The 23,761-nt window shown below is 62.9% G+C and carries 27 protein-coding genes and 1 tRNA gene; 9 read left to right on the forward strand and 19 right to left on the reverse strand.

All coding sequences use genetic code 11. The features are described 5' to 3' along the window. Positions 1 to 64: 64 nt before the first annotated feature. Positions 65 to 691: a TetR/AcrR family transcriptional regulator gene (locus ATN38_RS08440; RefSeq protein WP_030536574.1), complete on the reverse strand. Its 627-nt coding sequence runs from the start codon at positions 689 to 691 to the stop codon at positions 65 to 67. Positions 692 to 780: 89 nt separating this feature from the next. On the opposite strand from ATN38_RS08440, the gene ATN38_RS08445 reads away from it, so the two are divergent. After that, positions 781 to 1,242, forward strand: a complete 462-nt coding sequence (locus tag ATN38_RS08445) for an SRPBCC family protein (protein WP_003940411.1) — start codon at positions 781 to 783, stop codon at positions 1,240 to 1,242. Between the two features lie 2 nt (positions 1,243 to 1,244). Here ATN38_RS08445 and ATN38_RS08450 read toward each other — a convergent pair whose 3' ends face one another. The 3 genes from ATN38_RS08450 to ATN38_RS08460 form a co-directional block, all read right to left on the reverse strand. After that, a complete protein-coding gene (locus tag ATN38_RS08450) occupies positions 1,245 to 1,892 on the reverse strand; it encodes a TetR/AcrR family transcriptional regulator (protein WP_007730038.1) in 648 nt (215 codons plus the stop codon). A 97-nt stretch (positions 1,893 to 1,989) separates the two neighbouring features. Next, a complete protein-coding gene (locus ATN38_RS08455; protein WP_003939707.1) occupies positions 1,990 to 2,751 on the reverse strand; it encodes an SDR family NAD(P)-dependent oxidoreductase in 762 nt (253 codons plus the stop codon). Between the two features lie 73 nt (positions 2,752 to 2,824). Beyond that, positions 2,825 to 3,970, reverse strand: coding sequence for an acyl-CoA dehydrogenase family protein (locus ATN38_RS08460; protein WP_007730036.1), 1,146 nt, complete (start codon positions 3,968 to 3,970; stop codon positions 2,825 to 2,827). Positions 3,971 to 4,110: 140 nt separating this feature from the next. Here ATN38_RS08460 and ATN38_RS08465 point away from each other — a divergent pair, with 140 nt between their 5' ends. The 3 genes from ATN38_RS08465 to ATN38_RS08475 all read left to right on the forward strand — a co-directional run bounded on the left by ATN38_RS08465 (position 4,111) and on the right by ATN38_RS08475 (position 6,798). Further along, a complete protein-coding gene (locus ATN38_RS08465) occupies positions 4,111 to 4,710 on the forward strand; it encodes a TetR/AcrR family transcriptional regulator (protein ID WP_054826293.1) in 600 nt (199 codons plus the stop codon). A gap of 35 nt (positions 4,711 to 4,745) precedes the next feature. Continuing rightward, complete coding sequence (locus ATN38_RS08470) at positions 4,746 to 5,324, forward strand: hypothetical protein (protein ID WP_218747806.1); 579 nt, start codon at positions 4,746 to 4,748, stop codon at positions 5,322 to 5,324. A gap of 61 nt (positions 5,325 to 5,385) precedes the next feature. Then, on the forward strand, positions 5,386 to 6,798 hold the full coding sequence (locus tag ATN38_RS08475) for an FAD-binding oxidoreductase (protein WP_058226678.1): 1,413 nt from the start codon (positions 5,386 to 5,388) through the stop codon (positions 6,796 to 6,798). Between the two features lie 8 nt (positions 6,799 to 6,806). On the opposite strand, the gene ATN38_RS08480 is transcribed toward ATN38_RS08475, so the two are convergent. Beyond that, positions 6,807 to 8,048: an RNA polymerase sigma factor gene (locus ATN38_RS08480; protein ID WP_058226611.1), complete on the reverse strand. Its 1,242-nt coding sequence runs from the start codon at positions 8,046 to 8,048 to the stop codon at positions 6,807 to 6,809. A 6-nt stretch (positions 8,049 to 8,054) separates the two neighbouring features. Continuing rightward, positions 8,055 to 8,399 carry a YciI family protein gene (locus tag ATN38_RS08485; protein ID WP_003939718.1) on the reverse strand — a complete coding sequence of 115 codons (345 nt, stop codon included), beginning with the start codon at positions 8,397 to 8,399 and terminating at the stop codon, positions 8,055 to 8,057. A 140-nt stretch (positions 8,400 to 8,539) separates the two neighbouring features. On the opposite strand from ATN38_RS08485, the gene ATN38_RS08490 reads away from it, so the two are divergent. Beyond that, a complete protein-coding gene (locus tag ATN38_RS08490) occupies positions 8,540 to 9,016 on the forward strand; it encodes a DUF309 domain-containing protein (RefSeq protein WP_003940372.1) in 477 nt (158 codons plus the stop codon). Then, on the forward strand, positions 9,016 to 9,654 hold the full coding sequence (locus ATN38_RS08495; protein WP_003940076.1) for an LON peptidase substrate-binding domain-containing protein: 639 nt from the start codon (positions 9,016 to 9,018) through the stop codon (positions 9,652 to 9,654). The genes ATN38_RS08490 and ATN38_RS08495 overlap by 1 nt, the downstream gene beginning before the upstream one ends. A gap of 6 nt (positions 9,655 to 9,660) precedes the next feature. On the opposite strand, the gene ATN38_RS08500 is transcribed toward ATN38_RS08495, so the two are convergent. Genes ATN38_RS08500 through ATN38_RS08515 form a run of 4 tightly spaced genes read right to left on the reverse strand, consistent with a single transcriptional unit; the run spans position 9,661 to position 13,424 of the window. Then, a complete protein-coding gene (locus ATN38_RS08500; RefSeq protein ID WP_030536568.1) occupies positions 9,661 to 10,476 on the reverse strand; it encodes a mycofactocin-coupled SDR family oxidoreductase in 816 nt (271 codons plus the stop codon). Positions 10,477 to 10,534: 58 nt separating this feature from the next. Beyond that, positions 10,535 to 11,161: an LUD domain-containing protein gene (locus ATN38_RS08505; RefSeq protein ID WP_042446955.1), complete on the reverse strand. Its 627-nt coding sequence runs from the start codon at positions 11,159 to 11,161 to the stop codon at positions 10,535 to 10,537. Then, positions 11,158 to 12,678, reverse strand: coding sequence for a LutB/LldF family L-lactate oxidation iron-sulfur protein (locus tag ATN38_RS08510; RefSeq protein ID WP_058226613.1), 1,521 nt, complete (start codon positions 12,676 to 12,678; stop codon positions 11,158 to 11,160). Before ATN38_RS08510 ends, ATN38_RS08505 begins: the two co-directional genes overlap by 4 nt. After that, positions 12,675 to 13,424: a (Fe-S)-binding protein gene (locus ATN38_RS08515; RefSeq protein ID WP_218747807.1), complete on the reverse strand. Its 750-nt coding sequence runs from the start codon at positions 13,422 to 13,424 to the stop codon at positions 12,675 to 12,677. Before ATN38_RS08515 ends, ATN38_RS08510 begins: the two co-directional genes overlap by 4 nt. Positions 13,425 to 13,522: 98 nt before the next feature. On the opposite strand from ATN38_RS08515, the gene ATN38_RS08520 reads away from it, so the two are divergent. Both ATN38_RS08520 and ATN38_RS08525 read left to right on the forward strand, forming a co-directional pair. Continuing rightward, entirely contained in the window at positions 13,523 to 14,233 is a 711-nt protein-coding gene (locus ATN38_RS08520) for a FadR/GntR family transcriptional regulator (RefSeq protein ID WP_030536564.1), read from the forward strand. Between the two features lie 54 nt (positions 14,234 to 14,287). Beyond that, positions 14,288 to 14,361: transfer RNA gene (locus tag ATN38_RS08525), tRNA-Met, on the forward strand. A gap of 97 nt (positions 14,362 to 14,458) precedes the next feature. Here ATN38_RS08525 and ATN38_RS08530 read toward each other — a convergent pair. Genes ATN38_RS08530 through ATN38_RS08565 form a run of 8 tightly spaced genes read right to left on the reverse strand, consistent with a single transcriptional unit; the run spans position 14,459 to position 21,434 of the window. Further along, on the reverse strand, positions 14,459 to 15,085 hold the full coding sequence (locus ATN38_RS08530) for a TenA family protein (protein ID WP_192712185.1): 627 nt from the start codon (positions 15,083 to 15,085) through the stop codon (positions 14,459 to 14,461). Beyond that, a complete protein-coding gene (locus ATN38_RS08535; protein ID WP_218747808.1) occupies positions 15,082 to 15,834 on the reverse strand; it encodes a glutamine amidotransferase in 753 nt (250 codons plus the stop codon). The genes ATN38_RS08530 and ATN38_RS08535 overlap by 4 nt, the downstream gene beginning before the upstream one ends. Next, complete coding sequence (locus tag ATN38_RS08540; RefSeq protein ID WP_007730025.1) at positions 15,827 to 16,918, reverse strand: phosphotriesterase; 1,092 nt, start codon at positions 16,916 to 16,918, stop codon at positions 15,827 to 15,829. The genes ATN38_RS08535 and ATN38_RS08540 overlap by 8 nt, the downstream gene beginning before the upstream one ends. Further along, positions 16,873 to 17,916 (reverse strand): ABC transporter permease, encoded by a 1,044-nt coding sequence (locus ATN38_RS08545; RefSeq protein ID WP_007730024.1) that lies wholly within the window; start codon positions 17,914 to 17,916, stop codon positions 16,873 to 16,875. The genes ATN38_RS08540 and ATN38_RS08545 overlap by 46 nt, the downstream gene beginning before the upstream one ends. Continuing rightward, positions 17,913 to 18,683, reverse strand: a complete 771-nt coding sequence (locus tag ATN38_RS08550) for an ATP-binding cassette domain-containing protein (RefSeq protein ID WP_003939830.1) — start codon at positions 18,681 to 18,683, stop codon at positions 17,913 to 17,915. The genes ATN38_RS08545 and ATN38_RS08550 overlap by 4 nt, the downstream gene beginning before the upstream one ends. A 2-nt stretch (positions 18,684 to 18,685) precedes the next feature. Then, the gene (locus ATN38_RS08555) at positions 18,686 to 19,693 is read right to left on the reverse strand and encodes a substrate-binding domain-containing protein (RefSeq protein ID WP_019745494.1); all 1,008 of its coding nucleotides are present in this window, start codon (positions 19,691 to 19,693) and stop codon (positions 18,686 to 18,688) included. Beyond that, positions 19,690 to 20,589 (reverse strand): PfkB family carbohydrate kinase, encoded by a 900-nt coding sequence (locus ATN38_RS08560; protein ID WP_058037938.1) that lies wholly within the window; start codon positions 20,587 to 20,589, stop codon positions 19,690 to 19,692. Before ATN38_RS08560 ends, ATN38_RS08555 begins: the two co-directional genes overlap by 4 nt. A 2-nt stretch (positions 20,590 to 20,591) precedes the next feature. After that, positions 20,592 to 21,434, reverse strand: a complete 843-nt coding sequence (locus ATN38_RS08565) for a BtpA/SgcQ family protein (RefSeq protein WP_003940276.1) — start codon at positions 21,432 to 21,434, stop codon at positions 20,592 to 20,594. 234 nt (positions 21,435 to 21,668) lie between these two features. On the opposite strand from ATN38_RS08565, the gene ATN38_RS08570 reads away from it, so the two are divergent. After that, positions 21,669 to 22,694: a LacI family DNA-binding transcriptional regulator gene (locus ATN38_RS08570; RefSeq protein ID WP_003939717.1), complete on the forward strand. Its 1,026-nt coding sequence runs from the start codon at positions 21,669 to 21,671 to the stop codon at positions 22,692 to 22,694. Here ATN38_RS08570 and ATN38_RS08575 read toward each other — a convergent pair. Then, on the reverse strand, positions 22,655 to 23,737 hold the full coding sequence (locus tag ATN38_RS08575; protein WP_058037939.1) for a M20/M25/M40 family metallo-hydrolase: 1,083 nt from the start codon (positions 23,735 to 23,737) through the stop codon (positions 22,655 to 22,657). The two genes, ATN38_RS08570 and ATN38_RS08575, sit on opposite strands and share 40 nt — an antisense overlap. Between the last annotated feature and the right edge of the window lie 24 nt (positions 23,738 to 23,761).

Here is a 23,761-nt window from a genome sequence, read left to right on the forward strand (position 1 = left end):
AACAGATCACTCCCCCACCCGCTTCGCCCCCACAGTCACTCCCCCACCCGCTTCGCCCCCACAGTCACTCCCCCACCCGCTTCGCCCCCACCATGCGCCTCGCTATCTCCAAATACCTCTCCACCAACTCGTCCGGAGACAACTCACCGTCCGGTCGGTACCAGACCGCGACGGCGACGCACATCGTCACCACGGCTCTGCTGGCGTCCTCGGGATGGTCGGCTTCGAACACGCCCGAGGCGACGCCGTCGAGGACGATCCGGTCCACCTGCTTCTGCTGTTCGTCGCGCTGGGCGATGTAACCAGCCCGGCTGTCGGGCTCCATGCTGCGGATCTCGGAGGAGGCGACGAACGACTGCTCGCGCCGAAACATGTGGAACCGCAACAGAGATTCGATCACCGCGTCGAAGCGATCGGAGGGATCGTCCCCGGCATCGAGTTCGGCGGCGCGGCTTCGCTCCAACAACTCCGTCATCACAACGGTCGCCAGACCGATCAGCAGAGCCTGCTTGGACGGGTAGTGGTGGTAGAGCCCCGGCACCGACAGCCCGGACCGCGACGCGACGTCACGGATCGAAGTCCCGTGATAGCCCTGCTCGACGAACGCCTCCAACGCCGCAGCGAGCGGTTTCGGTAGTCCCAGGTCTTCGTAATCGCGCCAGGACCCGCGTACCGGAAGCTCGTTCGTCATACCGATACCGTAGATCGCTCTTGCGCCGCCGCCGAACACGTCGGAGCCATTGGTTAGAGTCGGTGTTCACCGAAAGACAGGGACCAGTCATGATCCATGTTCGCCACACCGCGGTTGCTGCCGTGCCGGTTGATGTCGCCTTCGACTACATCGACAACTACCGCAATGTCCCGACGTGGATGTTCGGTGTTTCCGAGTTCACCCCGTTCGGAGAGTTCGATCAGGGACTCGGCGCCACGTTCGACGCGGCCATGCAGATCGGGCCGAGCACGTTGCGCTCCAAACTCGAGGTCACCGAGTGGGAGAAGAATCGGATCATCAAGCTGTCCTCGCTCGGCGGTGTATCCAACTCGTCCACGTGGGAGTTCGCCGCGATCGACGATTCCAAGACCGAGCTTTCCGTCGACTTCGCCTACAAACTGCCCGGCGGCATTGCCGGCAAGGCACTCGGCCGATTGATCGGGCCGTTCGTCGAAAACGCTGTCAAGAACAGCGAGGAAACACTGCGCCACAGCCTCGAGGAGCAGTTCGCGGCCCGCGGCGAAGGCTGAAACTACCCGCGGTCGCCTTCGAGTCCCAGCGCGTTGGCCCACACCTGAGTAGCCGTCTTGACGACGTCCTCGAACGGGACGGGGTTGCCGTCGGCGCCAGGTTCCTCGGAGACGAATGAACTGTAGGCAAGACGGCTCACCATCGCCGACAGTGCTCGGGAAGCCAGCAGCGGGTCCAACGAGGCGTCTGCCTTGCCAGCTGCTTGCAAGCGTTCGATGGCTCGGGCATTGCGAGAAATGAAGGTCTCGGCTCGGTCCCGACGCAGTTTCGCGAAGGCCGGATCGATGTGCGATACCTGCTCGAGCAGACCCATCAGTTTGGCGTTGCGGCGAAAAGCCGTCAGGTAGGCACGGTTGCTCGATTCGAGGACCGCATACGGATTGTCGACGTCGCGGACCCGTCCCATGCCTGGGTGCAGCATGTCTTCCTGCGCGACGTCGAGAACTGCGGCGAAGATCTGCTCTTTGTTGTCGAAGTAGGTGTAGAACGTGCCGGTGGAGCAGTTAGCTTCCTTGGTGATGTCCGTGAGACGGGCGTCGAGATACCCTGCGCGCTCGAACACCGTTCGAGCCGCTGCGACCAGAGAAGCCCTGGTACGGACGCCGCGGGCAGTCACCGGCAGGTCACGCAGAAGCTCCGTCGCAGCCATGGATGGTGGCGGACGGTCTTCCCAGTTCTCCTGAGGTTCGGCGCGAGAGGTCACCAGCTACTTATACGGCAAAGCCGGCGACATCTCGGCATCGGCGTCAGGTGATGGTGATTCCTCCGTCGACGGCGATGGTCTGACCGGTGACGTATCCGCCGGCCTCGGACGCGAGCCACACCATGGTGGCCGCGAGCTCTTCAGGATCGCCCATGCGGCCGAGGATCAGGCGCGGAGCCATCGCGTCCAAGTAACCGTCGTTGTATTGGTCTGTCATTTCCGACTTGAAGAAGCCGGGCGCGATCGCGTTGACGCGAATGCCCTTGCGCGTTCCCCACTGCTGTGCGAGGTCGCGGGTCAATCCGACGACGCCTGCCTTGCTCGCCGCATAGGCGGCCTGCGGGAGTCCGGCGGTCGTCAATCCGAGAATGCTCGAGATGTTGACGATGGAGCTGCCCGGGAGCATGACGCGGCCGCAGGCCTGCGCTGCCCAGTAGGACCCATTGAGGTTGATGTCGATGACGGCGCGGAACTGGTCCGGGGTCTCGCGGGTCGCCGGAACGGCAGTTCCGACGCCGGCATTGTTGACCAGCACGTCCACGCGGCCGAACTTCTCCATCGCGGCGTCGACCATGTTCTGAGCCTGAGCCGGATCGACGATGTCGGTGGCCACGCACAATGCTTCGCGGCCTGCGTCACGCACGAGCTTGGCCGTGTCTTCGAGCTTGTCGACGCGGCGAGCAGCGAGGACGACGTCCGCGCCGGCCTCTGCTGCGGCTTTCGCAAACGCCACCCCGAGGCCCGACGACGCACCGGTCACGATGACCACTCGATCGGTCAGAGAGAACTTGTCGAGAACAGACATGCGCGGTGATGCTCCTGTGTCGTCGGGTTCGGGAAGTGGCGGTTGCAGTGACGTATCGACTGCAGTTGCGAAATTACAGGCCGAGATCGCGGCCGATGAGTTCCTTCATGATCTCGTTGGATCCGGCCCAGATCTTGGTGACGCGGGCGTCCATCCACGCGCGAGCGGCGCGGTACTCGGTCATGAAGCCGTAGCCACCGTGCAACTGAACGCAGTGATCGAGGACCTCGTTCTGCACCTGCGCGGTCCACCACTTAGCCTTCGCGGCGTCGATGGCGGTCAGCTCGCCGGCAGCGTGTGCCGCGACGCAGTTGTCGACGTAGGCCTGGGTGACCTCGATGCGGGTGACGAGATCCGCGAGAAGGAATTTGTTCCACTGCAACGAGCCGATCGGCTGACCGAAAGCCTTGCGGTCCTTGGCATATTGCAGCGTCTCTTCGAGGATCGGAGCGGCGTGCGCGATGTTGGACACCGCAGCGCCGACGCGCTCCTGCGGCAGCATTTCCATCATGTGGATGAAGCCGCGGTCGATCTCACCGATGATGTTGGTGGACGGCACGCGAACGTTCTCGAAGAACAGTTCGGCGGTATCGGACTCGTGCTGGCCGACCTTGTCGAGCTTGCGTCCGCGCTCAAAGCCTTCCATGCCGGTCTCGACGGCAAAGAGGGTGATGCCCTTGGACTTCTTCTCGGGACTGGTCCGAGCCGCCACGATCACTAGGTCGGCGTTGTAGCCGTTGGTGATGAAGGTCTTGGAGCCGTTGATGATCCAGTCGTCGCCGTCCTTGACCGCAGTGGTCTTGAGCGAGGCGAGGTCGGATCCACCGGAAGGCTCGGTCATGCCGATGGCCGTCAGCATCTCACCGGTGCAGAACTTGGGCAGCCAACGCTGCTTCTGCTCTTCGGTGGTGAGCTGAACGAGGTAGGGAGCAACGACGTCGGCGTGAATGCCGAAGCTCGAGGCAACAGCTGCACTGGCGCGCGAGAGCTCTTCGGCCAGAACCGCGTTGAAGCGGTAGTCGCCGGCTTCGCTTCCGCCGTACGCCTCCGGAACCTCGAGTCCGAGGAAGCCGTTGCGTCCCGCTTCGAGCCAGATTTCACGATCGATGAAGCGCTGGTCGATCAGCTTCTCTGCGACCGGAAGGATGTTCCGGTTGACGAATTCGCGAGCAGATTCGCGAAATGCCTCGTGATCGGGTCCGTACAGAGTGCGACGCATGACGAGTTGCTTCCTTTCGGCGTGGCAAAGCCACACGTAACGATGTTCCTAAGCATTCGCTTAGAATCTAAGCACCTGCTTATAGTGAATCGAGAGCGGGATATTGTCAACATCGAAATCCGTCACACCTGGAGGAAACCGTGAGCGATTCACCTGACGTGGTGATCAGCCCCTCCAAAGCTGCGGCCCGTATCCGCGCGGCAGCCGTGGACGCTTTTGCCTCCGCGGGCTACGGCGGCACCACCACCCGTGACATCGCCGCGCGACTCGACATGAGTCCCGCCGCCATGTACCCGCACTACCGCTCGAAAGAAGAGCTGCTTTTCGCGATCAGCTTCGAAGGCCACACCGAAGCGTTGAAGGTGGTCGAGGGCGCCGACCGACCTGGTGAAGAACCGTCCGTTCGTTTGCAGGAACTGATCAGCACCTTCGCCAGTTGGCAGGCCGGGCACCACTCACTCGCTCGCGTCGTCCAGTACGAACTCACTGCCCTCACACCAGAGCACTACCGAACCGTCGTCGCTCTTCGCCGCAGCACGACGCGGGTGGTTCGGGAGGTTGTCGACGCCGGCGTCCGGTCGGGCGACTTCACGATCCCTGATGCCGAAGGCGTCACCCTCGCCCTGATGTCCCTGTGTGTCGACGTGTGCCGCTGGTTCCCGGCCGGCAATTACACGAATCCGGAAGACATCGGAAAATTGTACGGAGACCTGGCATTGAGGATGGTGGGCGCCGCCTGAATCAGGTGACACCGACCGCAGAAAGGACTCGGCCAGTGGCCAACCGCACCTATCTCTACTCGACCCCTGTTGCCCCGCATGAGAATCCGGCTGCCGCTCGCGCCCGAGGTCTCACCGGTATCTCCGAGTGGTCGTACGCGATACCGCTGGTCCCGAGGATCCTTGTGTCCGTGAATCCCTTCGCCCACCAGTCGGTCATCTGGGACGACACCCCAGACCTGATCGCGGTCACCGCGCACTGCGGTCCTGGTATCGCCCGGCTCGAAGACTTCCTCGGCCGAATCGATCACCCCGAACTCGGCACGATGGCCGGCGATGCGCTGCGTTTCCTGCGCAGCCACACCGAACCCGACCACTACTTCGTCCTCGAGTGCGGCGAGATCTTCGACATGGACGACGAACCGTTCGCCGAACAGGGCGCGGCCCTGATGACCGGTCTGGCGGACATCGACGCCGAGATGGAGGCGGCGCTGGCCACGCTCGCACCCGTCAAGCCAAGCTTCTGGGAGCGACTGTTCACGCCGACTCAGGAGAGCGTCGAGGAACCGCTACGCGAGCTCGGCCTCGGTTACTGGTCCGAGACCCTGTACTTCGATCTCGACGTCCCGCGATAGGCGAACCGAGCATCCATCGGTTTCAGACCGGGTGGTCCGCAAACAGGTACCCTCGGATTTCGTGTCCGACTACGCCACCGATCTGCCAACCGCTGCGTCCACCGTCCTCGGCGGTTGGGGTCGCACAGCCCGAACGACCTCGCACGTCGTTTCGACCCCTGATGTAGAGGCGATCGCTAAGGCCGTCGCCCGCGTCGCAGACGACAACGCGGACAAGCCGTTGCACCTCCGACGTGGAGTCATCGCTCGTGGTCTGGGCCGGTCTTACGGAGACAACGCGCAGAACACCGGCGGCTTGGTCATCGACATGACCGCCTTCCGTCGAATTCACAAGATCGATGCCGAGTCCCGTCTCGTGGAGATGGACGCGGGAGTTTCTCTCGATCAGCTGATGCGCGCGGCACTACCGTTCGGCCTCTGGGTCCCGGTTCTCCCCGGAACACGCCAGGTAACCATCGGCGGAGCGATCGCCTGCGATATTCACGGCAAGAACCACCACGCCGAGGGCAGCTTCGGAAATCATGTCCGCTCGATGAATCTGCTCACTGCTGACGGCAGTATCCGAACCTTGGAGCCGCATGGCCCGACATCCGAGCTCTTCTGGGCTACCGTCGGCGGGATCGGACTGACCGGGATCATCCTGCGCGTCACCCTCGAGATGACGCCGACCGAAACGGCGTATTTCGCCAACGACGGCGCTCTGACCGCGAGTCTTGATGAAACCGTCGCTTTTCACAGCGACGGCAGCGAAGCCGACTACACGTATTCGAGCGCCTGGTTCGATGCAGTCAGTGCGCCGCCGAAGCTCGGCCGGGCCTCGATCACGCGTGGTTCGTTGGCGACCGTCGACCAGCTTCCGCTGAAATTGCAGAAGAATCCGTTGAAATTCGATGCGCCACAACTGTTCACGACACCGGATGTTTTCCCCAACGGCTTGATGAACAAGCTTTCGGCGTCAGCGATCGGCGAGTTCTACTACCGCACCGGCGGCAACTACGTCGGGAAGGTGCAGAACCTGACGCAGTTCTACCATCCGCTCGACCTCATCGGTGAGTGGAACCGTGCCTACGGGTCCAAGGGATTCCTGCAATACCAGTTCGTGGTGCCCGTCGACGCGGTGGACGAATTCAAGAGCATCATCCGCGATATCCAGCGTTCGGGACACTACTCAGCTCTCAACGTCTTCAAACTTTTCGGCGAGGGAAACGCAGCGCCACTGAGCTTTCCGATGTCCGGGTGGAACGTCGCCTTCGACTTCCCGATCAAGTCCGGCCTGGGTGAGTTCGTCGCTTCCCTCGACAAACGGGTACTCGAATTCGGCGGTCGCCTCTACACCGCCAAGGACTCTCGGACTACCGCAGCAAGCTTCCACTCCATGTATCCGCGAATCGACGAGTGGATCCAGATACGCAGAAATATCGATCCGACAGGTGTTTTCGTGTCCGACATGGCCCGAAGACTCGAATTGGTCTGAGGCGCCGCTCAGTCCGAGATCTCACCCAACCGACGCTCCAGGTAGGCCCGCTCCGGTTCCGTACCAACGAGTTTCAGAGCTTGTCGGTACGCGGATGCCGCTGCGTCGGTGCGCCCCAACCGAGCAAGTAGTTCGGCTCGTGCAAGGTGATACGGATGGTAGTCGGCAAGTTTGGGCTCCGCTGCCAGTTCCTCCAGCGCAGTCAGCCCGACTTCCTCGCCGTCGCGCATCGCCAACGCTACTGCCCGATTGACGGCCACGACCGGCGACGGAGTCAGCGTGAGGAGCACTCCGTAGAGAGCGCAGATCTGTGGCCAGTCGGTGCTCTCCACATCTGCGGCCTCGTCGTGCAATGCGGCGATGGCGGCCTGCACCCCGTACGGCCCCGGCGCTCCCCCGGTCAACGCGACCACGACGAGGTCGCTGCCTTCCTCGATCATCGGCTGGTCCCAACACCCGCGATCCTGGTCTTCGAGGAGCACGATCCCGCCGGCGGCGTCGGTACGGGCATCCCGACGCGCGTGGACGAGAAGCATCAATGCAAGCAATCCGGCGATCTCGCGCTCATCGGGAAGCAATGCGCGCAAGATCCTCGCCAGCCTGATCGCCTCCACCGCCAGGTCGACGCGTTGCAGATCCGGACCCGAACTCGCTGCGTACCCCTCGGTGAACACCGAATAGATCACCTGCAGAACACCGGGCAGACGCTCCGGGAGTTCTTCGGCGCTGGGAGTTCGGAAGGGAATCCGAGCCTGACGGATTTTCTTCTTCGCACGCACGATCCGCTGCGCCATGGTCGCCGAAGGCACGAGGAAGGCCCGAGCAACCTCGGGCGTCGTCAACCCTCCGAGGCAACGCAAGGTGAGTGCGATTCGGTCGTCCTCGGCCAGCGCTGGGTGCGAGCAGGTGAAGAACAGCTGCAACCGCTCGTCGGGAAGTTCTCCGTCGACCGTGGGCGGCGCCGGGTCGGCACGATCGGCGTCCACCTGCATCACCGCCAATCGCGCCGCATAGGCCTGATCACGACGAAGCCTGTCGACGGCTTTACGACGCGCCGTGGTCAGCAGCCAGGCGCCCGGTTTAGCCGGCACTCCGTCCACGGGCCAGTGCACCAACGCGGCCTCGACGGCTTCGGAGGTGACTTCCTCGGCCAGATCCAGATCACCGAAGCGGCGGACGAGCGAGGCCAAGAGTCGTCCGTGTTCCTCCCGGAACACTGACTCGATGGAGTTCTCGGCCTGCTCGTCCACGGCGAATCAGTCCCCGAACCCGGCCAGTGGACGCACCTCGACGCTGCCGCCGTCGCGCGCGCCGGGGCACCGCGCGGCCCATGAAAGCGCCGCATCCAGATCGGGAACGTCGATGACGTCGTAGCCGCCGAGGATCTCACGGGTTTCTGCGAAGGGTCCGTCGGTGACGGTCTTTTCTCCGGACTGCGAGACCCGAACCGTCGTCGTTGTCGTCAGGTCGGCGAGGGCATCGCCGGACACCCAGATCCCGGCATCCTTCATTTCCTTGTCGTATTGCTGCCAGTCCTCGAACGTGCACTGGGGTTCGGTGTCTCCGCCGGGTGCGGTGTAGATGAGCAACATGTACTTCATGACTGACTCCTTGGTCTGTTGTTTTTCTTGCGGCTTTCCTGCCTTACAACATGACGACGAACGGTTCTCCCCGGAATCGACAGGCGACTCGAAAAAACTTTTGGCGGGTTCGTCCGAGGCGCTGCCGTTAGGCTGAGTGTATGACCGAACGCGACCGGGACGCCGCTGGGAAACCCCTCAATTCGCGGCCCCGTGACGGACTCGGACGTCCACTGCCACGCGACGCAGCGGGCGGTGTCCCGCGCATTCCGGACGATGTACGCCTGCCACCAGACGAGTCGATCACCGAGGCGCAGCGCCTCCTCGACCACGGCATGCCTTTCCACGCACACGAGATTCTCGAAGGAACGTGGAAAAGCGCGCCGCCCGAGGAACGTGACCTGTGGCAGGGACTGGCTCAGTTGGCCGTCGGGCTCACCCATCTGCTTCGGGGCAACAACACCGGCGCCGTCTCACTCCTCGGCCAGGGTCACGACCGCATCAGGCACTACGAGGTCGAGAGTCCGCACGGCCTCGATATCCCCGGTCTACTGACGTGGTCCGAGCACCTGCTCGCCGAAATCGATCGCCCCGGCGATTTCCCCGCCCCTCCGATTCCGAGGTTGAGAATCCCCTGATGCCCATCTTCCCCATGTTTCCGCTCGGCTCCGCTTTGCTACCGGGTGAGGTGTTGCCCCTGAACATCTTCGAACCTCGGTATCGCGCACTGGTCGAGAACGTTCTCGAAGCTGCCGACGGCCCACTGTTCGGAGTAGTGCTCATCGCTCGTGGCCACGAGGTCGGTGGCGGCGAATCACGTCACGACGTCGGCACTCTGGCTCGGATCGAGTCTCATGTCGCCATGGGTGCCGGGCGGTATCAGTTGTATTGCCGGACCGAAGACCGCATCCGGGTCAATCGATGGCTGCCGGACGATCCCTACCCACTCGCCGAGGTCGAATTGTGGCCTGACGAGAACAACGGAACACCAGTCACTGCTTACGAATACGACTCGCTCCTCGAGCGCATCGAGTTCATGTACGGAATGTTGGGAAAGCTCGCACTTCGGGCCGGCGAACAGACTCCGCGAATGCCCGTCCCACCGGATCCCTTGGATCCGCTGGGTTCTCGGCTGTATGCCCTCGCCAGGAGCATTCCGATGGGTGACGCCGATCGCCTGGCGATTTTGACCGCGCCAGGCGCCGACGAACGTATTCGCACACTCTCGGAGGCAGTCGAGAACACCATCGAGGTCGCGCAGTTCAATCTCCTCTGAGCGCAACTACGCCATCGTCTGACCCATGTCGATGACGATCTTCGTCCCGGTGACCGCGCGGGAGAGGTCCGTCGCGAGGTAGACGACGGCGTTGGAGATGTCCTCGACGGTGGTGCGCGGGACGGACGTGAGCGGCCACTTGTACGAGTTCATGTACTCCGGATGAGTAGTGAGTACCTTACCGACGTTGGGATCGTTGCCCATCTCGGTCTCCACCGCGCCAGGGTGGATGGTGTTGACTCGAATGTCGAAGCTTCCCAATTCCGTTGCAGCAGTGCGAGCCAAACCCACGAGGCCGTGCTTGGCCGCCGAGTAGTGCGCGCAGCCGGGCGCTTCGGCGACGCCGGCAGCACTGCTCACAATCACGATGGAACCACCGTTGCCGGCTTCGATCATTGCAGGAACCGCAGCTGTCATCGCGCGCCAGACACCATTGAGATTGATGTCCACCAGCGTCGACCACTGCTCTTCAGGCATCTCCCAGAAACGGTTCCACGTAGCGATGCCCGCATTGGCAATCACGACGTCGAGGCGACCGAACTTGTCGACGCCCGACGCCACCGCCGCACGCAGTGCCTCGAGGTCACGGACGTCCGCTACAGCGGTGACGATCTCGCGCCCCTCCGCTCGCACGAGACGAGCCGTTTCTTCGAGGTCGGCTTCAGTCGCGGCCGCGTAACCCACGTCTTCGGACACCGACGCGCACACGTCGACAGCGATGACGTCTGCACCTTCCTGCGCGAGTCGAATCGCGTGATTGCGTCCCTGACCCCGCGCTGCACCGGTGATGAAAACGACCTTGCCTGCCAACAGTTGTGTCATGGCCGGGACGTTAGACGCTGATGTGGCCCGCTGCCTCCGAGTTCCCGCTCGACGGGAATCAACCGTCGACGATGACGACGTGAAGATTCCTCGGACCATGGACACCTTCGACGCGCTCGAGTTCGATGTCGGAGGTCGCCGACGGGCCGCTGATCATGGTGGTGGGGCGCTCCGGTGTCAGCTTCGCAATCGCCTCCGGCACTCCCACTTCCACACTGCTGCGATACACGACGCAGATGTGTGTGTCCGGTACCAGCGTCAACGCACGGCGTCCCTGCGATGGACCGGCGTCGAGGAAGATGGTGCCGGTTTCGGCGCACGATACCTTCGAGCCGGTGACAACGGCATCGAGGTTCTCGAGTTCAGGAGCCGGTACGTCCGGGCTGTCCACCACCAGCGTTCCGTCGAATCCGGCTACCCATGATCGGTCGAGGCCGGCGGGGATCCCCAGACTGTGTAGTCCGTGCTCTCTCAGTATTCCGGCGACGGCCTCGGCGATTTCTGTTGCAGCGCAATGGTGAACGTGCGCCTTGTAGTCCACCAGACGGTCGACGAACAAATCGATGAGTTCCTCGTCGGACATGGTTCTGCCAGTCCGGTAGTTTCGCGGTATCTCGCCTTCGCGGGCGGGCGCCAAGGTGATGGCATCACGAATGCGTCCGAGCACCACTTCACGTGAATTCATCTGTCCGCCTTCCCGTCACGACGAGCCTCGTCCAATGCCGCGCGGCCTTCGTCGGAGTCCCACCAGGATCGGAAGGTCTGCTTGGGCGGTGCGGGAATGTCTCTGGCAGCTGTCCAACCGTTCAATGGAGGTGGCAACGTAGAGATCTTCCCTTTCCTGCCGGCCACGACGCGTCCGAGCCCGGCAGCTTTCTGAGCCAACGTCCACCGGCCCTCGGTCGACATCGCCAGAGAGGCGGCTTTCATCGCCAAAGACTCTGCCGTGACACCGGATTGCTCGACCTTCTGGTGCCGCAATTCGACGAGCAGCGAGGGTATGTCGATCTTGACCGGGCAGGCGTCGAAGCACGCACCGCACAGACTCGAGGCAAAGGGAAGCGTCGAGTTGGGATCGTCTTTGCCATGCATGCCCGCGAGCTGCGGAGTCAGCACCGCGCCGATCGGTCCCGGATAGGTCGATCCGTAGGCGTGACCGCCGGTGCGCTCGTAGACCGGGCACACGTTCAGACACGCCGAGCACCGTATGCAGCTCAGGGCTTCCCTCCCGATCTTGTCGGCAAGCGCGGCAGTCCGACCGTTGTCGAGGAGGACCAGGTGGAACTCCTGTGGACCGTCGTCGGGCGTGACGCCGGTCCACATGGAGGTGTACGGGTTCATCCGCTCCCCCGTCGAGGACCGCGGCAGCAGTTGCAGGAAGACCTCCAGATCCTGATACGTCGGCAGAATCTTCTCGATGCCCATCACGGTGATCAGTGTTTTCGGCAGGGTCAGGCACATTCGCCCGTTGCCCTCCGACTCCACGACGGTCAGAGTGCCCGTGTCCGCGATGCCGAAATTGGCGCCGGAGACGGCGACCGGCGTCGTCATGAACTTGTGGCGCAGAAACTTTCGTGCAGCAGCGGCAAGTTCGGCCGGGTTCTCCCCGAGGTTGGGGTCGACATCTGGCATCTCACGAAGGAATATCTCCCGAATCTCGGACCTGTTGCGATGGATCGCGGGAACCAGGATGTGCGACGGTTTGTCGTGGCCGAGTTGGACGATCAATTCCGCGAGATCGGTCTCGTAGGCGGTGATTCCGTGGGCTTCGAGATGCTCGTTGAGACCGATCTCCTGCGTGGCCATCGACTTGACCTTGATGACCTCGTCGGAGCCGGTGGCTTTGACAAGTTCGGTCACAATGGCGTTGGCCTCGTTGGCATCCGCCGCCCAATGCACCTGCCCACCGCGCGCGATGACTGCAGCCTCGAACTGTTCGAGCAGTTCCGGCAACCGCGCCATGACGTCGGCCTTGATCGCCGAACCCGCGTCACGCAGCTCTTCCCAATCGGGCAGCTCTCCAGTCACGTTGATGCGCTTGGCACGGATGGTGTGCGTCGCCTTGCCGATATTGCGTCGCAGTTGCGCGTTGGCCAGCTCGTGATGTGCTGCGACGGGGAATTTCTCAGTACCTCGCAGGAACCCTGCACCCTCGGGCGACCTCGGCGGGAAGCTGGGCAGACCCAGCGTCACAGCGCTCATGCGTGCACCCGGCTTTCCACCGACGCCAGAATCTCCGCGAGGTGAATGGTCTTGGCGCCCATCTGCAGTCGTGACATACCGCCACCGATGTGCATGAGGCAGGACGAGTCTCCGGCGCTGCAGAATTCGGCGCCGGTGTCCGCAACGTGGCGAATCTTGTCCGCCAGCATGGCCGTCGAAGTCTCCGCATTCTTGATGGCGAAGGTGCCGCCGAATCCACAGCAGGAATCTGCTTCGGGGAGTTCGACCAGATCGATGTCGCGGACGTTGCGCAGCAACTGAAGTGGCTTGTCCCCCACCCTCAACATGCGCAGTGAGTGACAGGTCGGGTGATAGGTGACTCGGTGCGGGAAGTACGCGCCCACATCGGTGACCCCGAGAACGTCCACGAGGAATTCGGAAAGCTCGTACGTCTTTGCCTTCACGGTCTGCACCTGTCCACACAGCGACGCGGTGCCGTAGCGCTCGGCGACGATCTCGTGTTGATGACGGACCGAGCCGACGCACGACCCCGATGGTGCGACAACGGCGTCGATCGACGCATCACCGAAAGTATCGGCGTACTTCGCGACCAGCGGTAGTGCGCCCGGCTGATAGCCGGTATTGACGTGCATCTGCCCGCAGCAGGTCTGCCCGGACGGAAACACGACGTCGTGCCCGAGACGGGTGAGCAGGAGGGCGGTGGCCTTGACGGCGTCGGGAAACATCGTGTCCCCGATGCAGGTGGCGAACAGCGCTACTCGCATGTGGTTCCCCGCAATCTGTCGGTGTGGTCTGACCACAGTAATACATCCCCGTACAGGCCACCCCATAAACGGCGTCCACCCGGTTATGCTCTTGCCTCATGCCGACCGAGCCGAGCCCGCGAGCGTGGGAACAAGTACTGAGCCACCTCGAACGTCGGCTCGTTTCAGGCGAGGTGTCTCCTGGCCAGCGCCTGCCGGGAGAGAGAATTCTGGCCGCAGAGTTGGGCGTCGGACGGTCATCGGTCCGAGAAGCGTTGCGGGTCATGGAAGCACTCGGCCTCCTCAAGGCGCAGACTGGCTCCGGCCCGACGTCCGGCGCGATGATCGTAGCCAAACCGACCGGCGGTATGACCATGCTGATGCGGATGCAGGTTGCAGCACAAGGCTTTCCGGTCTCGGATGTGGTGAAGACACGACTCGTTCTCGAATCCGAGGTGATGCAATCCCTGGCATCGCGGACTCCGACGCCCGACCTCCGCGCGGCCGTCGAACTGCTCGACTCGATGGAGGACGCAGCTCTCTCGGCCGAGGAATTCTTGCTACTCGACGCACAGTTCCACGTGGCGCTCGCCGACGCGGCGGGCAATCAGGTGATCGCAGCCATGATGACCGGCCTGCGCGAGTCCATCGAGGCCTACGTTCTCGCGGGCGTCCAGATCGACAGCTGGCCGAGCACCTGCATGCGACTGCGTGACGAACACCGAGGATTGGTGGATGCGGTCAACGCGGGTGACGGCGAACTCGCACGTCAGCGCATAGTCGGACACATCCGCGGTTACTACTCGGAAAGCGCGCACTCCAGCCGGTGACAGGGGGGTGGTAATTGCGCCTCCAGAAGTCGTGTACTGTTGGTTTCACACCGACGCGGGGTGGAGCAGCTCGGTAGCTCGCTGGGCTCATAACCCAGAGGTCGCAGGTTCAAATCCTGTCCCCGCTACAAAGAAGAGGCCCGTAGGTTGCGAAAGCGACCTACGGGCCTTTTGCTGTGCGCCTTTATTAGCCGCCGGGGGTTAATAAAGGCGCACAGCAGTACCTCACACCGCCACGTTGTGAAAATCGATCTCTGCGGCCAGCATGCCCGAGAACCACCGATCCAGGTCCTCGTCGCTCACGGACTTCGGCATGGCGTCCACTTCGCACGCCAGCACTGCCACCTGGGACACGAACGGCGGAGCGACATGCATGTCCACCCAGTCCTGCAACGCTGGTTCGCGATCTACCTTCACTGCCGCCGCCTCCCGGCACCACGACAGATACAGGGTTTCCGCGGCGTACATGCCCACCAGCGCCGCCGCCCTGCCCTCTTCGCGAGCGAGGGCCAAGGCGTGCGTGGACAGCACGGCCGACTCCTCGACCAGCGCCGCTGCGTCACCCTCGTACGGGAAGCGGGAACGCAAGTGCGCGAAATACTCGCGCTGCTCGCCCACCAGGTTCGACATCGACGTCACGTGGTCGAGCGCGTCGTCGAGCGTCGGGGATTCGGCGACCACCAACCCCAACACCTTGACGGCCGTCAGTACAAATGCCTCTTCGATCACGAGGTACCGGCGGAATCCCTCATCACTCAACGTCCCGCCGATGGTGTCCTCGATGAATGGAACCGCCCGCGCGGCAGCGAGATTACTCTGCTGCCGCGCGAGCAGGTCTGAGGAGCGACTCATTCGCCGGCGACCCAACTGATCAAGCCGTCGAACAGGTCGGTGTATCCGGGCCACTGCTCACAGAACTCCGGCGGAGCCCAGTGCGGCGAGCAGTCCGAGGTGAAGACGATCGACCGTCCGGCGCCGTATTCACCGGCAGCGACAAGCGGATCGCCGTTGATGGTGGCGGGAACCACGGCACCGTCCTTCGCGACGACGCGGTTGTATCCCAGGAGCGCCGGCCAGGAATCGCCGGCACCACCGAGAGCCGGGTGAGCAGCATCGACGACGGTGGGAACGATCCCACCCGGTGTCTCGACGCGATCGTCTTCGGCCAGCATCGTCACGGGCAGTACCTCGGCGATCGCGGTCTGGCGGAAAGCTGCTCGCGCCTGGAACCCGGAGAACGAGAGGTAACCACCGATCATCATCAGTGAGCCGCCGGCGTTCACCCAGTCACGAAGCGCGACAAGGCGATCCTCGCCGGCGCGGAACTGGTCGAACACGCCGGGAGCCAGCTGCAGCGAGTTCGCTCCGATGTCGGAGAGAACGACGACGTCGAACTGCGACAGTGCTTCTGCGGTACCGGGGAACTGCGTCGGCACCAGGTGTGCGGGCATGTGTGTCACGTCGTGGCCACGTGAGGTGAGCGCATCCCGAAGCGGGCCGACTCCCTCGACGTAGGAATGGACACTGAACTCGTCGACGCCCTTGACGTGCGTCGACGTCGTCATCCAGCTCTCGCCGGCGATCAGTACTCGTTTACCCATGACTGCTTCTGTTTCCTTTCGCGGCCTGCTCGAAGAGCGACCTCGGGTTGTCTCGCATCAATGCGGACACTTGCTGGGGATCTACGCCTGCGCGCACCAATCGGGCGGCGAAGGCGAGTGGTACGTAGGAGAATCCGTTTCCGCCGTGCTTTCTGAGCATTGATTTGAGGAAGAGGTCGTGACTGAGCAGGAGCTGTGATGCGTGACCGGAGGTGACCAATCCGGCTACCGCAGTGGCTGTTTCCGCCGGATGCGGAGAAAGACCCTCGCCGGGGAAATCGAAAGGCATCCCGATCATGTCGAACTCGAGAAAGACACCGCGGTCGGCGAGCGATCGTTGGTAGTCGGCGTCGTGTCCGGACGGGTCCATGTGGCACAGGACCACTGCTTGCGGATCGACGCCCATCTCGTCGACCACGATGTCGACGACGTGATGTCCCACGCGCTGCCAGCCCGGAAGGTGGACGAACAGGGGCACGTCCACCTCGCGCTGGGCGATGCATGCCGCCCGCAACGCTTTCGCCTCGTTCTGAGTGAAGAGCGGGGAGACTCCGATCTCCCCGATCACGCCAGGAGCCAATTCCTTTGCCGGATCGAACTCCTCGACGAGCGAACCTGCCAGATCGTCGACACCGAGTTCGTGGACCTCGACCGGATGGGTCGTCTCGAGGTACCACCCTGAACCCATGATCACTCGCACGTCTGACTTTCGCGAGAACTCCGCCAGCTTCTCCGGTGCCCGGCCCAGTCCCGGCGGTGTCAGATCGACGATCGTCCGACCACCGAGGCGGGCGAAGTCCGCAAGGTCTTCCACCACGGCCGATCCGTCGTCGACTCGACAATTGTCGAGACTGTAATACGGATTGTCGTGAAGAAGCCAGGCATCCTCGGCGCGTACCGGACCGGCCAACCGCTGTGCCACAACCGGATCCGGGGCCTCGGTGTACGCACCGGTGACGTCGTTGTGCAGATGTTCGTGTGGGAGAACCAGTCCGAGTTCCGAGCTGTCCACAGTTCCCGTGACAGTACGAACCTTGCTCATGAGCGTGCGGGCCCCGACGGTGCGGACTGCAGGTGTCGCCACAGCGCGCTCAGCGTGTGTCCGCGCATGTTGATCCAGATGGCCAGTAGCAGAACGACACCGGTGATGATCGGCGTCAGGAACGGGCTCACGCCGAGCAGGGTCAATCCGTTGGCGATGATTCCGGTCAGGACGGCGCCGATGACGGTACCGATCACGGTGCCGCGACCGCCGAAGAGATTGGTGCCACCGAGAACCACCGCGGTGATCACGGTGAGCTCGAATCCCGTTGCGGAGTTGGCCGAACCCGAGCCCAGTCGAGCCGCGATCAGCAGTCCCGCGATGCCGGCAGCCAGGCCGGTGAAGACGAGCGTCATCATGAGCACACGACGCGTGTTGACACCGGACCGTCGTACGGATTCGACGTTGGAACCGATACCGGTGACGTAGCGCCCGAAGCGCATGCGGTTGAGCGCAATTGCTCCGATGACCACGACGACGAGAGCAATCCAGGCGCTGGCGGAGAACCCGAGGAATTCCGAAGTTCCGAGCTTCGCGAAGTAGGTGTCGGCCGGAACCGGAACGGAGAATCCTTCGGTCCGATACAGCGCGATACCGCGAATGACGGACATCGTCGCCAGGGTCACGATGAACGGCGGAATACCCTGATAGGCAGCGAGCCATCCGTTGACCAGGCCCCAGGCCGCACCCATCACCGGGGCGGCGACGAAGACCAGGGACGAATCGACGCCGGCCTGGATAAGCTCGGCACTCATCGCCGCGACGAACGCGACGATCGCACCGACGGACAGGTCGATCTGACCTGCCGTGATCACGAAAGTCATCGCCACCGCGATGATCAGAACCGGAGCGATCTGGGTTGCCAGGTTCGACAGGTTCGTAAATGTCAGGAACGACGACGTGGTCGCCGAGAAGACGGCTGCGACAGCAACTGTCACCGCCAGCATCGCGAGGGTGGGCTTGTTGACGCTGTCCCACAAGGAGGGTTTCGCGGCGAGCTTGCGCTCGATCGGCGCCTGGGTCTTCTCGAGAGTGGTCATGCCGTGGCTCCCTGTGTTGCTGCCGATGTCCGTTGCGGCACCGGAGTTCGAGTGATGAGTCCGACGAGGGACTCGATGTTGAGGTCGCCGATCGGAACGTCGTCGACACTCTGCCCCTCGTACATGACCGTGATTCGGTCACACACGCGGAACAGGTCCTGCAGGCGGTGTGTCACGAGAATGACGCCCACGCCGGCCGCTGCGACGTCCGTGATCAGCTTGAGCACCGACTCGACCTCGGCGACGGCAAGCGCTGCGGTGGGCTCGTCGAGGATCAGTACGTCTGGGCGGAAGGAGACTGCGCGGGCGATCGCGACGGTTTGCCGCTGTCCGCCGGACAGTTGCCCGATCTCCTGGTAGGTCGACTTCACCTTGACATGCAGGTCGGCAAGAATGTGAGCCGCCTTCTCGTGCATGGCATGCCGGTCGAGGAAGGGGCCTTTTCGCGGTTCTCTGCCGAGGAACAGGTTGCTGGCGACGTCCAGCGTGTCGCACAGAGCCAGATCCTGGTAGACGATTCCGATCTTTTTCTGCTGCGCGTCGAGAGGCGTCGAAAAGCGCACTGGTTCACCGTTGACGCGCATTTCGCCGCCGTCGTGCTGAACCGCACCGGCGAGAATCTTCATCAGAGTGGACTTACCGGCGCCGTTGTCGCCGACCACTCCGAGTACTTCACCCTTCGCCAGCCGAAGGTCCACTCCTTGAAGGGACTTCACCGGTCCGTACGACTTGGTGATGCCCGAGAGTTCGATCAGTGGAGGTGCCATGATTACTTCTCCAAGTAGTACATGTAGTCGGCCACGTTCTCCGGGGTCACGATCTGGGTGGGAACCGGGATGTTTGCCGGAGCGCCGCGTCCGCAAGCCAGGTCGATTGCCGAATTCATTGCCTCATGGCCGAATTCGAAGGTGTTCTGCTGGACCACGCCTTTAAGCCAACCGGCTTTGAGTCCGCCTACCGCCTGATCCGAAAGATCCCAACCGACTGCTTCGATGCGATCCTGCGCCTTCTGACTGTTGACCGCCGCGACGAGACCGATCAGTGCCGGCTCACCGGTTGCGTAGACGTACTTCATGTCGCCACCGCCGGTCAGCAGGTTCTCCGCCGCGGTCTGTGCGTTCTCCTGAATGTTACGTCCGTCCACGACGGTGCCGACGGTCATTCCGCGGCCGGTCACGGTCTCCGTGAAGCCCTTCTGCCGCTCCAACTGAACAGTGCTGTTGAGCGCGCCGACGATACCGACCGTTCCGGTGTTGTTCGCGACGTCGGCCAAGGTGTTTCCGATCTTGGCACCACCCTCGGCGTTGGCCGTACCGACCTGAGTCGACAGTGCCGGATCGTCGATGGTCGCGTCCACCGCGACGACGGGGATGCCCGCGTTCTTGGCCTTGACCACCGACGGCTTGATTCCGTCCGTGTCGATTGCATCGACGATGATCGCGTCGACTCCGGCGGCAATCAGATTGTCGAAGGCGTTGGCCTGCGCGACGGAATCGTCGTTGCCGCTGATGATCTGCAGGTCGACGCCTGCCTTGTCCGCGACGTTCTTCGCGGCATTGTTGATCTGGTTGAAGTACAGCGCCTGGAGGTTGATGGTCACCAGACCGACCTTGAGCTTGCCGTTCGTCCCGTCACAGCTTTCGGCGACCCGGGTCGGCTGCGGGATGGACGAGCCCCCCGATGCGTCCTTCGAGTCACTCGACGAAGCCGAGTCACAAGCGGTGAGCGTGAGCGCGACTGCAGCTCCCAGCGCCAGAGGCAATGCACGTTTCATCATCGAGTCTCCAAAAGGGTGTGAGGGGTCAATGTTGCTGTGAAGCTGTCCAATTCATCTCGGGTGGGGCATCCGCGGGGGCCTGCGGTGGCGCAAGCCAATGCAGCCGATGCCCCGGCGAGTCGTGCGGCGTCCACCGGTGAGCGCCCGGCGTCGACAAAAGCGATGTACGTACCGCCGAAGCAATCACCGGCCCCGACTGCATCGACGACGTCGACCACTACTGCCGGTTCGCTCGTCACCTCGCCGTCCGGTGTGGCCAGTGTCCAACCTCGCGAGCCGTCGGTCACCAGCAGGTGGGTGTGGTGCTCGGCGGCCAGAGTCTGCCACTGGTCGAATCCGATCCCGAACTCGCCTTCCCACAGGGCACGCCCTACGACGACGTGGTCGGCCAGAGCGAACGCGCGCAGTGCCGCGGCTTTGTTTTCACAACCGTCCAGATCGATTACCAGACTTACGCTTCCCGGTAATTCATCCGGGAGGAAGAGCGCACGGTATCCGTCGAGGAACAGTCGTCCACCGCCGGCAGCGGCCAATCGGGTGACGACAACTCCGATGCGTTCGGCATCGTTCGGGTCGTCCTGGCTGATGATGGAGCGATCGCCGTCCTGCGCGATGAGAACAACTGCCGTCGACAGGAACGCATCTCGCGGCGACCAACTGGTGTCGACGCCGTCTGCCTCGAGGGATTCGAGAAACTCGGTGGACCGCGCGTCCGGGCCCACGGCACCGGCAAAGATCACTTGCGCGCCCATTCTGGCCGCGGATACCGCAGCATTTGCATTCATTCCACCGTCGATCTGACTGATGGCCGTTGCCTGAACGCGCTCACCGAGTACCGGTACGTGTGGGACATGTACCGTCACATCGTTGTTGGCGTATCCACAAAATACAATCATGGTTACTTTCCTGCGGCCCGGGACAGTTCGCGGACCTTCTCGCCTGCGACCCGTCCCCACCAGCGTCCATTGTCCTTCACCGAGGATGCAACTATCGCGCCGTCGCATTCCTTCATCAGCGCTGCGACATTGGCAGCCGTGATGCCGGAGCCGATGATCACCGGAAGAACGGTGTTGTCTCGGATCACGGAAACCTCGTCGACCGAAGCGGCGTCACCGGTGCGCGAACCCGTCGCGATCAGAACATCTGCGTCGAAGAACTCGGCGTCTTCGGTCTGTTCCGCGACAGTGCGGTCCGCGACAATGGCATGCGCACCGTGTTTGACGTGCACGTCAGCGAAGATCCGGACCGGGTCGGCGCCGATGCGATGGCGGAAGCGCGTCGTCTTGGCGGCCTGGCCCTCGATGAAGCCCTCATTGGCAATGTAGGCATTTGCCCACTGATTGACGCGCACAAAACTCGCGCCTGCCGCCCACGCTGCGGCCACTCCGCACTCGCCGGCGTTGGACAGGATGCTGACGCCGACGGCCTTGCCGAACTCGCCGACCACCGCTGCCGTGATGACTCCCATGCTCGCGGCGGTTTCGTATCCGTGTTCGCCGGGCTTGAGGAACGGTATGTCCCAGTGATTTTCGACGATCACACCGTCGAAACCGTTGTCGACATACGCGTGTGCTTCCTCGACGGCGAAGCGAGCAATTTCCGAAACCGGCTGCCCGGTGTAGTGCGGGCTGCCCGGCAGGGCCGGGAGGTGAATGGCCCCGATGAGAGATGGCGTGCCAGTGAACATCTCTGCCAGCGCCGAGGGCTTGGGCGGAAAGACTCCGAGCGGTGATGCGGTCACTTCAGCTACCCCATTCCATGCGCAAGATTTGCGCTGTATGTCCATGCACAAGATCTGCACACGATGTAATCGATTGCCTTGATGAATTAGCAGGTTATGCGATCAACACCGGGTTGTGTCAAGGATTTCACAATTCGAATTTGTAAACGATTGCCTCAATCGCGTTACATGCGGGACACTGGACCGTGCGGTTCGATAACCTCGGACCCGAATCGAGCAGAAAACGGGGGACGCATGCGCAAGGCGACCATTCGCGATGTCGCGGAACTGGCCGGGGTGTCGACGGCCACCGTGTCGCGGGCACTGTCCGGATCCCGCCCTGTCTCGGACGAGCTTGCAGCGACGATCAAACGAGCCGCGGATTCTCTCGGATACTCGGGAAACATCATCGCCAGCTCGCTGCGTCGTAATCGGACGGACACTGTCGGAATGGTGGTTCCGAGTATCGCGAACCCCTTCTTCACTTCGCTGGTGGTCAACGTCGAACACGTCCTCGCTCGGCGCGGACTACAACTGTTCCTGTGCGATTCTCGTTCCGATCCCGACGTGGAAGCGCAGCGACTCAAGTCGCTCGTCTCCCGGCAAGTGGACGGAATCATCATCAGCCCGTGCCACGGCGAACTGAGTGCCGAGGCCGTCCGAGCCAGCGCGGCAACGCTTCCGGTCGTTCAACTGGACCGGTTTGCAATGGATACCCAGACGGACTGGGTCGGCGTCGACGACGACGCCGCTCAATCCCTGGTGATGGAGCATCTGTCGGAGCGTGGCGCGCAATCAGCCGCCTTCATCAGTTCCGAGCTGACCAATTCGTCAACAGAACTTCGCCGGGCCGGCTTCTTCCGCCACGCGGATCGAATGGGCATCGAAACTCGTGACGAGTGGACACAACTCGGCGAGTACTCGATCGAGTGGGGGCGCACGGCATCCAACATCATCCTGACCGGCAAAACTCGCCCCGACGCCCTGGTCTGCGCCGACGACTTGATCGCACTTGGCGTGTTGCAGACGTGTCACACATTGGGCATCGACGTTCCCGGCGACGTTCTGGTCACCGGTTTCGACAACATCCCATTCTCCGAATTGTGCAACCCACCGTTGACCACCGTCGGGCAGCCGCAGGAAAGAATCGCGGAAGAAGCTGTGCGACTTCTGGATCAGGCGATGAACAACTCTTCCGAGTCGACAGCCCACATCGCGCTTGCTCCTGAACTGATTGTCCGTCAGTCCACCGTCGGCCAAGCGGCGGCAACCGCACCGTAAGCAGCGATCGCATCGTCCAGTTCGGAAACCTTGACGCTTTCGTTGGCCGCATGCATCAGCGAGGGAGTGCCAGGGCCCCAGATCACGACGGGAGCACCAGGGGCGGCGGCGGCCAGTACCGAAGCGTCGGTGAAGTACGAAACCGGTTCGGTTGCAACAGGGATAGGCAGGGTGGCCAACCACGGGTCCGACGCGTCGGTACGCACACCTCCCAGATGAATCGACGTCTCCACCGAGTCGACTTCTGGTTGGGCTCGCCACCACGCGAGCAGGTCGGCGCCGTCTCCCACCGTGCGGTGATCGATCACCGCACGTGCACTGTCCGGCACGATGTTCGGAGCCGAACCCCCGCCGACCAAGCCGAGGTTCCAGGTTTCGGCACCCAGAAACGCGTCGGACGACAGCGGAAGCTCACGCCGGGCTCGGTCGACGACGTCAAGCAGTTTGAGGACGGCGTTGGTTCCTCGCTGCGGTGTACTCCCGTGCGCGGCTTTTCCTTTGACGGACACTTCGAGCCACAGTGCGCCGCGGTGCCCCAGGTTGATTCGGTTGCCCGTCGCCTCGGGAACGATGACGGCCCCGACCTCGAGATTCGCCACGGCGTCGGCCGAACGAACAGCCCCGAGCGATCCGATTTCCTCGTCGCTCGTCAGCAACAGCGCGACCGGGACTCCACGTTCGAAGGCTTCGACAACCGCGGCAGTAGCGGCAACAAGGCCGGCCTTCATATCCGATGTCCCTCTGCCGAGGAACAATTCGCCGTCGACCTGTGCGGCGTACGGGTCGAACTCCCAGTCGGAGACAGTGCCCACTGGCACCGTGTCCACGTGGCAGGCGAACAGGAGTCTGGCTGCCGAGGGTGCAGCTTCGTTGGTGATCAAGGCCCAGGGATGATTGCCGGTCAGGTCTGACTCCACCTTCGCCTGTGGCGCACGTGAGAGAACCAACGAGACAATCGAATCCATCGCCCGCCGTTGAGGAGCGGCCTCCCCCGAGACCGTGTCGAGAGCTACCAGTTCCGAGAGAAGTCCGAGGGAATCCATGTCCCTATTCTTGCACTGCCACGG

Source organism: Rhodococcus sp. FH8, assembly GCF_019266085.1.
Taxonomy (GTDB): domain Bacteria; phylum Actinomycetota; class Actinomycetes; order Mycobacteriales; family Mycobacteriaceae; genus Rhodococcus_F; species Rhodococcus_F qingshengii.